11 protein-coding genes are annotated in these 15,950 nt (G+C 60.0%); 5 read left to right on the top strand and 6 right to left on the bottom strand.

Annotated features, from left to right (window positions below):
- Window positions 1–146 precede the first annotated feature (146 nt).
- The 4 genes from JL474_RS08735 to JL474_RS08720 all read left to right on the top strand — a co-directional run bounded on the left by JL474_RS08735 (window position 147) and on the right by JL474_RS08720 (window position 4,918).
- Window positions 147–2,321: a hypothetical protein gene (locus JL474_RS08735; protein WP_203141741.1), complete on the top strand. Its 2,175-nt coding sequence runs from the start codon at window positions 147–149 to the stop codon at window positions 2,319–2,321.
- 328 nt (window positions 2,322–2,649) lie between these two features.
- Window positions 2,650–3,561 carry a glucosaminidase domain-containing protein gene (locus JL474_RS08730; RefSeq protein WP_203141740.1) on the top strand — a complete coding sequence of 304 codons (912 nt, stop codon included), beginning with the start codon at window positions 2,650–2,652 and terminating at the stop codon, window positions 3,559–3,561.
- Window positions 3,562–3,564: 3 nt separating this feature from the next.
- Window positions 3,565–3,960, top strand: coding sequence for a YkvA family protein (locus JL474_RS08725; protein ID WP_236012115.1), 396 nt, complete (start codon window positions 3,565–3,567; stop codon window positions 3,958–3,960).
- A 19-nt stretch (window positions 3,961–3,979) separates the two neighbouring features.
- Window positions 3,980–4,918: an acyltransferase gene (locus tag JL474_RS08720; RefSeq protein ID WP_203141739.1), complete on the top strand. Its 939-nt coding sequence runs from the start codon at window positions 3,980–3,982 to the stop codon at window positions 4,916–4,918.
- Between the two features lie 222 nt (window positions 4,919–5,140).
- Here the strand turns inward: JL474_RS08720 and JL474_RS08715 are convergent, their stop codons facing one another.
- The 5 genes from JL474_RS08715 to zapE all read right to left on the bottom strand — a co-directional run bounded on the left by JL474_RS08715 (window position 5,141) and on the right by zapE (window position 14,333).
- Complete coding sequence (locus tag JL474_RS08715; RefSeq protein WP_203141738.1) at window positions 5,141–7,849, bottom strand: LuxR C-terminal-related transcriptional regulator; 2,709 nt, start codon at window positions 7,847–7,849, stop codon at window positions 5,141–5,143.
- Between the two features lie 358 nt (window positions 7,850–8,207).
- Complete coding sequence (locus tag JL474_RS08710) at window positions 8,208–9,569, bottom strand: DUF1329 domain-containing protein (protein WP_203141737.1); 1,362 nt, start codon at window positions 9,567–9,569, stop codon at window positions 8,208–8,210.
- Between the two features lie 32 nt (window positions 9,570–9,601).
- A complete protein-coding gene (locus tag JL474_RS08705) occupies window positions 9,602–11,467 on the bottom strand; it encodes a DUF1302 domain-containing protein (protein ID WP_123632539.1) in 1,866 nt (621 codons plus the stop codon).
- A 500-nt stretch (window positions 11,468–11,967) separates the two neighbouring features.
- Complete coding sequence (locus JL474_RS08700) at window positions 11,968–13,152, bottom strand: thiolase family protein (protein ID WP_203141736.1); 1,185 nt, start codon at window positions 13,150–13,152, stop codon at window positions 11,968–11,970.
- Window positions 13,153–13,235: 83 nt separating this feature from the next.
- The gene (gene zapE, locus JL474_RS08695) at window positions 13,236–14,333 is read right to left on the bottom strand and encodes a cell division protein ZapE (protein WP_123632541.1); all 1,098 of its coding nucleotides are present in this window, start codon (window positions 14,331–14,333) and stop codon (window positions 13,236–13,238) included.
- A 353-nt stretch (window positions 14,334–14,686) separates the two neighbouring features.
- Here zapE and JL474_RS08690 point away from each other — a divergent pair, with 353 nt between their 5' ends.
- Complete coding sequence (locus JL474_RS08690) at window positions 14,687–15,127, top strand: YhcB family protein (protein ID WP_123632542.1); 441 nt, start codon at window positions 14,687–14,689, stop codon at window positions 15,125–15,127.
- 63 nt (window positions 15,128–15,190) lie between these two features.
- Here the strand turns inward: JL474_RS08690 and JL474_RS08685 are convergent, their stop codons facing one another.
- Window positions 15,191–15,949: a Nif3-like dinuclear metal center hexameric protein gene (locus JL474_RS08685; protein ID WP_203141735.1), complete on the bottom strand. Its 759-nt coding sequence runs from the start codon at window positions 15,947–15,949 to the stop codon at window positions 15,191–15,193.
- Window position 15,950 lies beyond the last annotated feature (1 nt).

The following is a 15,950-nucleotide window of genomic DNA, read 5'->3' as shown; positions in this document are numbered from 1 at the left end:
ATTTCTCTGCTTATGGATCTCCCCCCCGCTAACGCACAACACGCCGAAATAAGCCTTCCTCTCCGTTCCGTGCCAAACCTCACTTTTTCGGGTTAACGGTCCTGCTAATCTGCCGGGAACTTAAAAATCCTGGATGCCCGATTTCTATGTCCGTTGCCCTGCGCCTGCTGAGTTTCATTACCCTCACCACCCTGCTGACCGCCTGTGGCGGCGGGGGAGACGACGCGGTCCAGGGGGCCGGCGACCGCCCCAACAGTTTCTCGGGCAAGAAAAACCCCGCTGAAGACTTCACCGAATCCAGCACCGGTGACTCGAACAATTCATCGGGCCTGGCCAAGAGCGAGGTCCGGATCACGGTGGAAGTGCCTCAGTCACTGGCTCCCAATGCCCCGTTGTCCCGCCGCAACCTGCATCTGGTGCAACCCGACAGCGTCAGTGTCTATAAAACCAACCAGACGTTGACCAAAATCAGCACCGTGGAAACGGAGCAACGCCAGGACGACGACGGGTACACCATCATCAATTTCCCGGAGGGCCAGCCGGTCGGCCCCGACGTGCTGATTGAGGTGGAATACGGCAGCACCCGCATCCGGGCTTTTGCTACGGATCGCGATCGCGACGTCAAGGTAAATCCGTTTTCCGAATACGTGGTCCGCTACGGACTGGGCGGGTACAACAGCAGCGAATTTGCGGCGGTCATGGACTGTGTCGAGTCCACCGACAGCGAAGGCCTGTGCATCAACAAATTCGTCTGGTCGACCCTGGCCGACCAGATCCAGGACTTCGAGATCAACATTCCCGACGGTACCTCACTGGAAGGCGCTGTCAGCCTGTTGGCCAATCGCACCGACCTAGCCAACTACGTCGAACGGATGGCGGAACTGGCCCAGGTGGCCCCCGTGTCCACCAGCGCCATTTCGGCCGACTCGGTTAATATGAACGGCGTCTATTTCGGGCTGGAATTGGGCCGCAGCAGTCGCTTTTCCAGCGGCACCGCAGCGCAGTGGGCCACCCAGCGTGCATATGAGGAGCGCCTTGAGAGCAACGGCGTGTCTTACGTTTATCCCAGTTTAAGCATGACGTCCTTCTCGGTCTTCGGCATCAACGTGACCTCGATGGCGAGCGACTACCCTTACGAACGCGCCACCCTCGACCGCTACGACAACGGCCTCTATGACACCAAGGGCCGGGGCTTCTGGGAAATCAACAGCCATGCCACCTCCCCCAGCGCCGCCAGCATCGTCAACCAGGACCGGCTGCTGGCCGGCTCGTCGCTCTACCAGAGCATCACCGACAAGACCGGCGCTCTGCCCGTAGGCTGGACTCGCAACCCCTACTTCCTGGACGCGCACATCCTGCTGTCTGACGACGACTACCCGGACACGCTCCTGGCCAACTACTTCAGTGCCGGCAAAGCCATCGAACTGAAGCAGGACAATGACGGCAACTATCAGCGCCAGGATGAGCTGGAGAACTATTTCGTGTCCGCGTTTGATGTGGGCCTCGCTCAAAGTGATGATTTTGATACAGGTACCCTGCACTCCAGCTACAACGTCATCAGCTTTTCCGTCCAACTCGGTGACAACACTTACCCCTTCCGCGCCGAATCGTTTATTGGCGACTGGAGCGGTTCGGGTAATGGCGACTACGACCAGACGGCCACCGGAGAAGCCATTCGCAGGGACGCCAGCGGTGCCATCGACACGACCGCACCTAACCGGAACGAAAACGCGAGTGTCGGCAACCGCACGTCCCAACTGAATGCCGGTGAAGCCAATACCGGCCGACTTAACCTGCTGTATGGCAGCACCACCGGTTTCTACGGCGTTGAAGGAATTGGCGCCAGCAATCCCGATGCCAGCCTGTTGGCGTTCAACCTGGACAATCCAGTGAATGGACAAGGCATCCTATTTGCCTTGGAAAAAGGTAGCAGCGGTCCAGAAGAAGCAACTTACCGACTGTCCGGCACCATCGCCGGCCTGGGCGACGACGAGCAGTATCTGCGACAGGTGGATGGCGGCCGGCTGTCCATCACCGATGTCTCAGCAGAGGAAGCCACCGTGTCGCTGGCCGGCTTCCAGATCAGGGAATCCATCAGCACCACAAGCCAACAAACACCGACGTCGGTCAACGACGCCAATATCGATCTGACCTACACGCGATCCGATGACCGGCTGACGTTCGACAGCAGCGACGGCACGATCACCCTGGACGGCTACCTGTCCAGTGACCGCGAATTTATGGTGCTGCGGTACCGTGAAACGAAGGCCTCCGGCGAGGAGTACATCGGCCTGCTACTGGGTGCCCGGGAGCCGGAGTAGAAGAACGCACACAGAGCGCTACAATAGCCCCAGAGCGTAGGTTGGGCCGACGCAGGAAGCCCAACAATAAGTGAGCACCGGAAGCTCCCGTTAGCGCGGATATGCATGAATCATGGGTGCTCAAAAACCGATTTGGCAACCATTGAGCTGGATGAGTTTGGCCGCAAACCTGGTTTGTTGGGCTTCCTGCGTCTGCCCAACCTACAGATTCCGGGCGTCACTCGCGATGCCTTTACAACGCTCTATATACCCACTGTAACTGAACCAAACAGTGCCCCAAACGTAACCTGTTACAATACGCGTCATACTGCAGTAATGGGAGAACGTGATGTCAGCAGGTGTAAAACTGACAGCCATGGCCGCTACGCTGGTCCTGGCTTTTGGATGGGGCGCATTCCACAAGCCCGCCGACTACCAGCCGGAATACGACCAGGACAACGCGACCCTGGACGCATTGCCACCGCTGCCGGACTGGGCCATGGCGGACCTGCCGGACTTCTCCGGGTATCACGACACCGCCGAAAAGAAAGCCGCGTTCTTCTCCTTCCTGTATCCACGCATTGTTCTCGCCAACACGCGCGTCCTGATGCTGCGTGACAACCTGGAAATCCTGGAAGGCAAATCGGAGCTGACCGATCAGGAAAGCGCCTGGCTGGAGCGTCAGGCCAAGCGCCTGCGGGTGGACGCTGAGGTCGCCTCACCCGAAATGTACGACAAGCTTAATCGCCGCCTCGATGTCATCCCACCGTCGCTGATTATGGCCCAGGCGGCCAACGAATCGGCCTGGGGCACCTCACGCTTTGCCACCCAGGGGAATAACCTGTTCGGCCAGTGGTGTTTCACCAAAGGCTGCGGACTGGTGCCCCGCAGCCGTGTAGAGGGTGCGACGCACGAGGTCGCCGCGTTCCCGTCTCCCTATGAGTCGATCCGGGCCTACATCACCAATCTCAATCGTCACGACAGCTATCAGGCCCTGCGCAACACCCGCGAGCAGGCCCGCACGAAGGATCGCTTCCCTGGCGGCATCGCACTGGCTCAGGGGCTGATTGGCTACTCCGAGCGCGGAGCGGCCTACGTCGAGGAAATCCAGGCTATGATCCGGCACAACAACCTTGGATACTACGACAAGGAATACAAAGCATTGATTGGCAGTAGCAATACCCTGCCGGAACTGCTTCAGCTGGCGACCGGCGACAAGTCGGCGTTTACGCCGGGAGGCATTGCAAAAAGCGAGGGCTGACCTGTGACGACACAACCGGAAAGCAGCCGGATCGCCGAGTGGTCCGGACACTACTCGGAAACCGGGTTTCGCGATAAATTGCGGCGAGGCGCCTACAACCTCGGGCGAAAGCCGTTGGAGCTGGGACTAACACTCTTCTATACACTGCGGGCACCGGGTACCCCGCTGTGGTGCAAGACGGTCATTTCCGGCAGCCTGGGCTATTTCATCAGCCTGGTGGATGCCATCCCCGACCTCACACCGGTTCTGGGTTACACAGACGATATTTCAGTCATGCTGGCCGCACTCGCCGCGCTCGGTGTCCATGTCACACCGGCAATCCGCGACCAGGCCCGCGCGAAAACCAACCAGTTGATGGGCGAGTCCAGAAAGCCAGATACCCCACAGGACTCGCTCTGATCGCTAACGAGACAATGTCATGCTGAACTTTCTGCCTGCGACACTCAAAGGGTGCCTGGCTGCCCTTTTGATCCTCGCAGACACGCTGGTCCTGTTCCCGGTACTGCTGCTGTTTGCGTTCATCAAGCTGATCGTTCCCATCCGCCCGGTCCGTGCCGGCTGCACGGTGGTGCTGAGCTGGATCGCCTACCTCTGGATTGGCTACAACAACCGTCTGGCCGATCTATTCCATCGGATTGAGTGGCAGGTTGAGGGCGTTGACGCGCTGTCGCAGGACGACTGGTATCTGGTGACGTGCAACCATCAATCCTGGGCGGACATTCCGGTCATCCAGTACGTCCTGAACGACCGCATTCCATTGCTCAAGTTCTTCCTCAAGCAGGCGTTGATCTGGGTGCCCCTGCTGGGCGTGGCCTGGTGGGCTCTGGATTTCCCCTTCATGCGCCGTTACACCAAGGAACAGGTGGCCAAAAACCCGAGCCTGAAAGGCAAGGACCTGGAAACCACCCGCGCCGCCTGCGAGAAGTTTCACTACACGCCGGTGACTGTCTTCAATTTCATGGAAGGCACTCGTTTCACTCAAGCCAAGCACGATGCCCAGAAGTCGCCTTACAAACACCTGCTAAAGCCCCGGGCCGGCGGTACGGCCTTCGTACTCGGCGCCATGGGCGAAACACTGCACACGCTGCTGGACGTCACCATTGTCTATCCCGATCGCCGACACGGGTTCTGGGACTATCTTTGTGGCCGGATCAAGCGCGTGATCGTTGACGTCCGCACCATTGAGATACCGGCTCACTTCCTGGGTATGGACTACACCAGTGACGAGCAGCTAAGAAAGGAATTCCAGGCCTGGGTCGATGACCTGTGGCTGGCGAAGGATCGCAGGATCGACCGATTAATGGGGCATGTCGGTTCGGATACGGCGATTCCGAAGAAAGAGGCGACGCTCGTCTGATCTTGCTTCAGTGCCACACCCCCAGTGGCTACTCCGGCGCGCAACGAGCGTAGGTTGGGCTGACGCAGGAAGCCCAACAAACCGGGTTTGCGGCCAATCTCATCCAATCCAATGGCCGCCAAACCGGATTTTGAGACCCCCTATTTCCAACAGGTCCAGGATTACGGGAATACCCGGTGCCCGCTTATCGTTGGGCTTCCTGCGTCAGCCCAACCGACGAGATTAGAGCACACCCAACTCCCGCGCGCGGACGATGGCCTGGGTCCTTGACCGCACGCCCAGTTTGGCGTTGAGGCGCCTTGCGTGGGTTTTTACCGTATGCAATGAGATATGCAGCCGATCGGCAATGTCCTGGTTGGACAGGCCGATGGCAATCAGCTCGAGCACACCTCGTTCACGATCACTGATGGGCTCAGCCAGTTCGCCACCGGCTTTCGACGCCTGGTGTTTCTCGACCCGGAAATAGGCCCGTAGCCGATCAAAGAAGGGCGATTCGCCTGCAGACGCCAGGACCTTGGGCAGCAGTTCGCGCAGCGCGCTCTCCATCTCGATGAACGGACTGACGTATTCCTCGCGTGCCGCCTCTTGCAATGCTTCGCGCAGAGCGACGAGGGCCTTGTCCGGTTTGCCGGCCTTGTCGTGGATCAGGGACTGGAGAATTCGCCCGTATATCAGCCGTCCCAGCGGCAACTCGAGACCGTCGACCGCCTGGCTGTAGGCCGACAGGCGATCCTGGGCTGCGGCCAGGTCTCCCCGGGCAATCTCCTGACGAATCCGCAGGGTTTCCACCAAGCCGGGCAGCATGGGGAACAGCTCGGGCACGCAGGGTTCCTGGCCCTCAACCGCGAGAGAACCCAGAGCGGAATCCACGCGCTGCAGTTGGTCACCCTGCAGCCAACAGGACAGCTTCAACGCTTCCAGAACCGGACGGTAGGCCACATCATCCACCTGCCACAATTGCATGGTGCGCTCAGCCTGCCCGATCCAGCTGAAAGCCTGTTCCAGCTCGCCGCGGGATTTGGCAATCAACGCACGCAATGCCAGGTTCATCAGCAACCCGAGATCGCGACAGTGCTCGGCCTGACGCGCAGCGCGCACCAGACAGGCTTCAGCTTCCTGCCAGCGGCCCTGGTGCCAAAGTAGCAGGGCCAGGCTGAGCTGCAAACGGCTCTCGCCGACTCGCGGAGGTTGGTACGGTGCGTTGAGCGCAACGTCCATACCGCGACGAATCAGGGTCTCGGCGCGCTTGAGATAGCCTTTGCCCAGTTCAATCCGGGCATGATCGTAAACCGCCAGGATTTCGCTGCCCGGATCACCGGATTCACGGGCCAGCCGCGCGGCATGCCGGTTGGCACTGCGCGCTTCGGCATAGCGCTCACCGGCGCATAGGGCACTGGAGCGGATCCACAGCGCCATCAGTCGGGCATGGTCAGACAGTGCGGCATCGGCGAGCGCCTGATCGACAACCGAAAGCGCCGGTTCGATCGCACCGCGCCCGCGCAGGATAAACGCACGCAACGTCATCAGGCGGCCGCCCAACGCATCGCGTTCGGCTTCCGGCAGGCCATCGATCAATTTCTCGGCCTGACTGAACTGCCCACCAATCGCATGCACCCAGCCGTAAACCAGACGCAGGCGAGGACTCTTGTCGACCAGGTGAGCCGGCAATTGCTGGCGCCAGCTCAATAATTCGCCGGTGTTCTGGCCGGCCAACAAGGCTTCGGACCCGCTGGCGGCTATTTCCAGGGCACGGTCGGCGTCCTGGGCTCGTAACGCGTGTGTCAGTGCTTCGGTACGGTCACCCCGGGCTTCGAACCAGTGACTGGCACGCAATGCCCTCGCCTGCCGGCCATGCAGCTCCCTGCCCAGCAGCCAGTCGCGGAACAGGGGATTAAACCGGTACCAGCGCCCCTGACCGGAGACCGGCCAGATCGGCAACCCCCGCTGGCAGGCCACGGAAGGCGTGAGCTCCAGATCAAACAGGGCCTCATTAAGGGACTGTAGCAGCGCGTCGCTGATGAGTTCCGGCTCAGCCATGTGGAACAACATCACCTGGGCGACGGTGCTGTAACCGCTCAGAAGACCGTCGCGAAAGAAACGGGCAACCGACGGGCTTTCCAATATGGTTCGCGGGGTATCAGAGTCGCCCTGCAGCTCCATCCGGAACAACTGCAGTGGCGTCATCCAGCCCTCACTGAGGTGATGCACCTGTTCGACGTCCGCCGGGCGGATGCGTTCCTGTTGCATTTCCCCCGCAAACAGGGCCTCGGTTTCGGCCAGAGAAAGACGAAGATGCTCGGCACCCAGCCGCGTCAGCCGGCCGCTCAGAGCTGCACTATGCGTGGAGAAAGTGACCTGTTCTCGGGAAATAAGCACCAGTGCGAGCGTTTCCGGCAACTCGGCGACCAGCTGCTCAATCAGATCCCGGGCGTCTGGATGGGCCAGCCAGTGTACGTTGTCGAGAACGATGCAGGTCGGCAGCTTGGCAGGATTCTTGGCAAATTCCCGGGCATAACGCTGCAACAAGAGACTGAGAAGGTCGGGATAAAGATCACGCTGCAATGCCCCCTGGGCCTGCCGCTGATCCTGCCCCAGGGCGAGTCCCAACAGGGCCATCAGGCGCCGGGGGTCGTTGTCTCGTGATTCGATGCTGAGCCAGGCCACCCGGTCAGCCTCAGCGGCCACGACCCATTCCCGTAACGCCTGCGTTTTCCCATAGCCTGCGGGCGCTTCAAGCAACAGGGTTCTGCCGGGCTGCAGCGCTTCCGCAATCGTTTGTTGCAGGCCAGGTCGAGCCAGGAAGTCAGTGGGTGCAGCCGGTACCTTGATCCGGTGACCGAGCAGATCCCGGATCAGCTCGCCGGACGGCACGGCACGGGCCTGATCGGCGAAATCGTCGTTCGCCGCCTGTACGTCGAGAATTGTTTTCAAGATGTGCCCCAATCAAACGTCGCGATCCAGGCCAATCGCGGGTGTGGTGTTGCGTCTGGTCTTCTGTCCCATGCTCCTGATGACGGCGGACTGTCATCATCCACGCATTGTCCAGAGACTCCTGTTGTTGTTCTCCCTGTTTTTCTTGTTGTCTCCGACCGGTTATATCGCACTGAAAGTGCCCGGTTCTGCTTAGCGACTAGATTAATACAGTTTGGACCATAAGGGCAAAAATCTCGTAATTTCAGCGTGCTGGATACAATTTGTTACGCATGGCAGAGCCATTGGACCGATTTACGACGCCGTAAACAAAAAAGCCCCGGCCAGGGCCGGGGCTTTTCCAGAACGATATCCGATCTTAGCGAGTACCTGCGCGGCGCAGTGCGGCCGGCGTGTATTCGCGAGAGCTGCGCTTGGTACCGAACTCGTACGGATCCTGTTCTTCGTTGGTCAGACCCAGGGCCAGATAACGACCGGAGAGGGTGTCGTACAGCACCTCGATGGCGTACCAGGGCACCTTGTGGTCATAGAAGTACATGCTGTGGGCTTCAGCCACCCGCCACAGCTCACCACGACCGTCGTAATGGTCGATGACGGACGCCTGCCAGGTGTCTTCGTCAATGTAGAAGTCACGACGGGCGTAGACGTGGCGCTCCCCTTTCTTCAGGGTCGCCCGCACGTGCCACACGCGGTGCAGCTCATACCGGGTCAGCGCCTGGTTGATGTGACCGGCCTTGATGATCTGGTTGTAGTCCAGGTCACGGTCGACCAGCTTGTAGGAGTCATACGGAACGTACATTTCCTGCTTACCGATCAGCTCCCAGTCGTAGCGGTCGGGCGAGCCGTTGTACATGTCGAAGTTGTCGGACGTACGCAGACCGTCGGCAGCGGTACCCGGACCGTCATAGGCCACCTGCGGTGCCCGGCGAACCCGGCGCTGGCCCGCGTTGTAAACCCAGGCCCGGCGCGGCTCCTGAACCTGGTTGATGGTCTCGTGAACCAGCAGGACGTTACCGGCCAGACGGGCCGGACCGGTGATCGCCTGCTTGAAGTAGAACAGGACGTTCTGGTCTTCCTTCGGATCAAAATCCTCCAGCGCCGCACGCCAGGTCAGCTCGTCCTGGAAATGGACAACGCTGAAGTTGCCATCCGCCGTTGGAGTCACCTGACCAACGTGGCGAGTCACCGAGCCACCACGATATCGCGTGATGTGGTTCCAGATGACTTCCAGACCGTTTTGCGGAATGGGGAACGGCACACCGTTGGTGTAGTTCTCCATTCCGTTGCCGCTGGGGATCAGTTTGGTCTGGGTGGCGTTCTGCTTGGTCACATCGTAAATGTCCTGCGGGTACGCCGCCGGACGATGGGTCGGATAGACCGGGATGAAGTAATCGTCGTACTTCTTGATCATCTTCACCTGGCCGGGAGACAGCTTGTCCGCATACTGATCGACGTTACTCTGGTCGATGCGGAACTCCTCCTTGTCATCCGGGTACGGATTGACGTAGATACCATCGCCTTTGTAGCCCGCCGGAATGGTCTGCAGGCCGCCGTCCCACGCAGGGATGGCGCCGCCGTTACCGGCCTTCTCGGCACCGATCGGCGTGAGCGTGTCTCCGAGCTTCGCCGCTTCCTGAGCAGAAACAGCGGCACTGGCGGCTCCCCCGTAGAGAGACGCAGCCAGAATGCCGGTGGCGATTAGTGTCTTGTTCAGTTTCATTGTTATACCTCGTAATACGAATTCAGGCCCGATCAGAAGGAGACCGATACGCTGGCACTGACAAAATCCCGGTCGGTCAGTTCGTTGTACGGTTTACCGCCGAAATAGTTCGTGTAGCCAACGTTCGCGCTGTAGCGGTTCTGGTAGACACCGGTCAGCGACAGACCAATCGCCTTGCGGCCTTCCAGGAAGTTACCGCCGGGCGACGGCGCGTAACCCTGTACGTCGTGAGAGAAGGCCAGCTGCGGGCTCAGGTTCACACCGGCAAACACGTTCGGGTAGTCCCACACGAAACGAGTGCGGTAGCCCCAGGAGAAGGATGTGGTGAAACCTTCGTTGTTGCAGTAGTTGGTGTTGATGTTGAGCGCCGCACCGGTTGAACCGGAACCGTCACAGGCACCGCCGGGCAGCTGACCGATACCGTAGGTACCGGAACGGCCGTATCGGGCTTCGTCGTAGTCAGGCAGACCGTGAACGTAGGTTGCGCCCACTTCGCCGACGAAGGTCAGACGGCTCGCGCCCATCACCTGATCGAAGAACTTGATCAGGGTAAACTGCGCCTGGGAAACCTTGAAGCGGTCATAACCTTTTACCTCGGAACCGGACAGATCCGCACCGTTGGCTTCCGCCTCACGCTGCTGCTGCAGCAAACTGGCCGCTTCGCCGGTTTCCGGGTTATCCAGCTGCAGACCACCGTAGATCAGCTCAAAGGCGTTCCACTGCAGCGGCATGTTGTCACGGAAACTGTACTCAGCCCCCAGTGACCAGCCACCCGGAATCGTGGTGTTGATACTGACACCGTACAGGTTGATGCCTTCCGGATACTCGATGTAGTAGCTCGGGAACTGCTTGCCGTTGTCCTCGTCGTTCACGACGCCGCTCACGTATGGCAGACGGCTGTGGTAACGAATGTAGTAGAAGCCCAGTTCGGAATCGTTCAGCGCCGGCACGTACCAGCGAATGGCGGCACCGAACTGGTCACGGTCGTCCGGTTCCTTGTCGCCAACACGCGGCGAGATAAAGCCCTGAGCATAAGCCTGGGAGTCGGGCAGCTGGCCGGCCAGCAGGACCGGCCCGCAGCCATCAGCTGCAAAGTCGTTGGTGGAGAAGAACGTACCACAGTCATCCGGACGGACCTTTTCCCAGTCCGTCTGAAGGAAGGCTTCCAGGGTGACGTTCTCGGTCAGACCAATGGAGGAATACAGCATCTCGACCGGCAGCAGTGCGTCTTTCAGTTCCGCACCGGGTGCCCGGATGGCGTTAACGTCGACCGGGTTGATGACGTTGATGCCGCCCTGGATGAAGGTACTTTCACCCCAGCTCAGGACCTGTTTGCCATAACGGACACTGACCGGCGTCTCGCCGAAGTACCAGTCACTGAAAACGTACGCGTCCAGGAACTCGCCACCGGAAGCGTTGTCTTTAGCCTCATCGTTCAGTTCACGCTGCTGGCCGACGTAGTCGGTCGCGCGGGATTCATCCTTCAGTTCGAAGTCGTACCAGTAACGGCCACGCAGGAAACCGCCGACACGGGTCAGGTATTCACTGTCCACGTTGTAGTTGAGGTACAACTCACTGGTGCCCTTGACGATCTTGCTGTAGGTGTCGCCCTTTTCGAAGTTCAGGTTGCCGTCGTCATAGTTGTTGGTCGACGCACCAATGTTGGCGTTGGCGCCACCCGGCGCGTAGGACGGCCCGAGGTTACCCTGCGCAATCAGACGCTTGTCCCGGTCTTCTACACGCCAGCCCGCACCGGCTGTCAGTGTGGTGTCAAAGGAAGCTTCAACGTCGCCCAGATAGAACTGGAAGGCGGCGGCAGGTGTCGACAGTGCGGCCGTAATGGCTGCTGCCAGGGGCAGTTTGACCCACTGTTGCCGCTGTTGGATTTTTCTTGTCATTGGAAAGCTACTCCATTGTTGTTCTGAGTCGCGCTCTAGTTATTTGTTTTCACGATGTCGGAGACTCCACGCACAGTGCTCGTGATGATGGCACTATAGCTAAGGCTCCGGGACGCTTTGATCGATCAAAAGTATGATTTTGCGGCCCCCTCACCGCCGGGTCTCCCGTGATGCCATCGCGGCACCGCCCCCTGCGGATCACCCTTTTTGTGCTGCATGCCGGTTTTCTGTCCTGGCCGGCCCAAAACACCGAAAAATGCCTGCTCGCCACAGCCGGACGCCAGCGCCCGGTAAAGACTTCTCGCAAAGCACCCTCAATATAGACGGTAAAACAGGGGGCAACCAGCGCAGGCAAACCGGTTTCAGGTCCGACGGCAGGATATTTGTGATGGACTGCAAGGGAACGGAATCGGTCAGGAGGGAATCCGGCAAGCCCGGGCACGACCAACGCCCGGGCTTGGGAGGACATTCTGCCGGTTAATAACTCGCAGATGCGGGGATCAAAGCATTTCGACGGCCATGGCGGTGGCTTCGCCCCCACCGATACACAACGCAGCGATACCCCGGGACTTGCCCTGGCGTTTGAGCGCATGCATCAGGGTGACCACCAGACGGGAGCCGGTGGAACCAACCGGGTGACCCTGGGCGCACGCGCCCCCGTGAACGTTGACCTTGGCCGGATCCAGCTCCAGTTCCCGGATCGGCATCATCGCCACCATGGCGAACGCTTCGTTGATCTCGAACAGATCCACGTCATCCTTCGCCCAGCCGGTTTTCTCGAACAGGGTCTTGATCGCACCAACCGGCGCACAGGTAAATTCCGAGGGATGCTGGGAATGAGTCGAATGGGCGACGATCCGTGCCATGGGCTGGAGACCGCGACGCTCCGCCTCGGACTCACGCATCAAAAGAAGCGCGGAAGCACCATCGGAAATGGAGGACGCGTTGGCTGCCGTCACCGTACCATCCTTCTTGAACGCAGGCCGCAGCGTGGGAATTTTCTCCAGGTTTGCCGTCATGGGCTGCTCGTCATCCTCGACCACCGTTTCGCCCTTGCGGGTCTTGACGGTAACCGGAATGATCTCGTCTTTCAGCACGCCGTCCTTGATCGCCTGCTGGGCCCGCTTGAGCGAGTTTATGGCGTAATCGTCCATCTCCTCACGGGTGTAGCCCTTCTTGTCGGCCATATCCTGGGCGAATGCGCCCATCAGACGACCGGTTTCCGCGTCTTCCAGTCCATCCAGGAACATGTGGTCCTGCGGCGCCTGACCCGGTCCCATCCGATAGCCCTGGCGTGCACCGAGCAGCACATAGGGCGCGTTGGACATGCTTTCCATGCCACCGGCCACCATGATGTCATTGGTGCCGGCCTTGATCAGATCGTGGGCCAGCATGGCGGCTTTCATGCCCGAGCCGCACAGCTTATTGATCGTTGTGGCGCCGGTGCCGTCAGGCAGGCCCGCCTGACGCATCGCCTGGCGCGCGGGCCCCTGCTTGAGGCCGGCGGGCAACACGTTACCCATGATGACTTCCTGCACGTCTTCCGGTTGCAGCTTGGCGCGGCGCACGGCCTCGGCAATGGTCAGCGCACCCAGCTCGACGGCACTGACCGCCGCAAGGCTCCCCTGGAAACCGCCCATCGGCGTGCGGGCACCGCTGACGATGACGACGTTATCGTTGCTCATGGTATTTCCTCATCTGTGGTCGAGCCCGTTTTATTGGAAGGCACGGGCTTGTTATTGGTGTTTCGTCGGCTCCGCCCGCCGGGTCAGGGCTTATGCGGTGCCTGGAGGTATTCTTTCGACTGCATTTCCAGCAGACGCGATTCGGTCCGCTCGAACTCGAAACCCAACCGGCCGCCGGCGTAGAGTTCGTGGATGGGGGCCTCAGCCGAAATGATGACTTTGACGTGGCGGTCGTAGAATTCATCGATCATGTTGATGAAGCGCCGGGCCTGATCGTCTTTTTCGCGGCCGAGAACCGGCACATCGCTGACAATCACCGCATGGAACTCCCGCGCCAGCTCGATGTAGTCGTTCTGGCTGCGCGGCCCGTCGCACAGGGCCTTGAAGTCGAACCAGACGACATCGTCGGCGTGACCGATGGCCGGGATCTTGCGGCCGTTCACTTCCAGATTCAGGGAGTGACCGGTGGAGTCCACCGACAGCCGGTCGAAACTGGACTGCAGACTCTCGGTAGCCTCAGCTCCCAGTGGCGTGTGGAACAGGCGGGCCTGCTCCAGCGTCCGAAGACGATAGTCGACGCCGCCATCGACGTTGACGACGTCCGTATACTTCTTGACCAGGTCAATCGCCGGCAGGAATCGGGCGCGCTGGAGGCCGTCCTTGTAGAGGCCGTCCGGCACGATGTTCGAGGTGCAGACCAGGGTGACGCCGTGGCTGAACAGCGTATCGAGCAGCGTAGCCAGGATCATGGCATCACCAATGTCCGACACGAAAAACTCATCGAAGCAGATGACGGCCGTTTCTTCGGCAAAGCGCTCGCCGACGGTTTCCAGTGGATTCTTGGTTCCCTTGAGCGTCTTGAGTTCGTTATGCACCCGCTGCATGAAGCGATGGAAATGAACCCGCATCTTGCGCTCGAACGGCAGCGATTCAAAAAACGTGTCCATCAGGTACGTCTTGCCACGACCGACTCCGCCCCAGAAGTACAGGCCCGTAATGGGCTCCTCCCGGCCGCCACGCAGCTTACGCCGCAGCTTGGTGAATGTCTTTTGTCGCTGGCTTTCGGATTCCACCAGTTTGTCGTACAGTGCCTGAAGACGCTGTACCGCGTCCGCCTGAGCGGCATCCTTCTCGAAACCGTCTTTCTGGAGGTCTTGCTGATAGCGTTCCCACGGGGTCATGCGTTGCTCTTGTCTCGCTGGATAATACTGGTCAATAAAGCGGCGTATTGTCGCTGATTTTGTCCCTTTTCTCCATTGTGTCGGCTCGCACGCGGCAAGACCGCGCCCGTTACAGGCGATACCGGTCCATCGATGGTCTATGCGACGATTGGAGGGCCGAACAGGCATGGGCGATATACCGGTCAGCCGGTATACTTAGGATGCCCGCGTTAATACCCTGCGATGCGTCTCCAACCAGTGAGCGCCGCCAGGGTGCAAGACTGGGCAGTCAGGGTAATCAACCGCCACAAAGGCACCGGGACGCCACCATCGGCGTCTTAATACTCATTCTCGAATTCAGGGTCAGGGACAGTATGACGCAACTCATTCTCATCGGTTTAGCCACCCTCGTCATCGGGCTCGTTGTCGGCGTACTGGTCGGCCGCTCAGGCCAGAGCACCAGCTTGCGCCAGCGCCGTCTGGAGCAGCAGATCGACGAGTTGCGCAGCGAATATACCCGGTACCAGGCCCAGGTTAACGAGCACTTCATGGAATCTGCTCATCTGATGCGCCGGCTCAACGATGTCTACCGGGACGTCAGCCAGCACATGGCCCGCGGCGCCAACCGGCTGTGCCACGATGAAGACTGGCTCCATGAGCTGGAGAAGAAAGACGACACCGCCCGCCTGGGGGACGCCAAGTCAGGCGACTCCGGTTTTGAGCCGCCCCGGGACTATGCGCCCAAAAGCGACCCCAAAGAGAAAGGCACCCTGGCCGAAGACTATGGCCTGCGCGAGAAAAGCAAGACCGAATAAGACGGCTACGCTCCGACGTGACCAGACGGTGGCAACCCGACAACCGGTTGCCACCGCCCTTCCCTACACCGGATTATCGATATCGATGAAGGTGTGACGAATTCCCAGCTCCCGGGCCAGTCGCTCACCCACCGCCTGAACGCCGTAACGCTCCGTCGCGTGATGACCTGCCGAGAAATAGTGAATGCCATCTTCCCGTGCGGTATGGACGGTGGGCTCGGAAATCTCACCGCTGATAAAGGCGTCCACTCCAGCGTCCAAAGCCTGATTGATGAACCCTTGAGCAGCCCCGGTACACCAGGCCACCCGACGAATTAGGTCGGCGCCATGCCCTACGTGCAGGGGCGTTCGGCGCAACCGCTCTTCCAGCAGACCGGACAGCTCGGTCGCTGTCATCGGTGATGCCAGGTCGCCGGTCCATACCAGGCTACCCGCCTGCAACGGTGCGGCGTTGCGCAGATCCAACACCTCGGCCAGCTGCCGGTTATTACCCAGCGCGGCATGATCATCGAGCGGCAGATGATAGGCCAGCAGACTGACGTCCTCACGCAACAGGGTCTGCAAACGCCGCTTTTTCATGCCGCGAATGCGCTGGTCTTCACCCTTCCAGAAGTAGCCGTGGTGCACCAGCAGCAAGTCGGCGCCCGCCTCGATCGCAGCATCGATAAACGCCTGGGATGCGGTGACACCGGTGACCACATGCGCCACCGAATCACGCCCCTCGACCTGCAGGCCATTGGGGCAGTAATCCTGGAATCGACCGGGTTCAAGCCACGATTCTACAAGGCTGACCACTTTGTCACGGGTCGTGCTCGTCGTCATG

Origin of the sequence: Marinobacter mangrovi, assembly GCF_016798325.1 — a bacterium.
GTDB classification, from domain to species: Bacteria; Pseudomonadota; Gammaproteobacteria; order Pseudomonadales; family Oleiphilaceae; genus Marinobacter_A; species Marinobacter_A mangrovi.
This window is presented reverse-complemented; position numbering and strand designations above follow the sequence as displayed.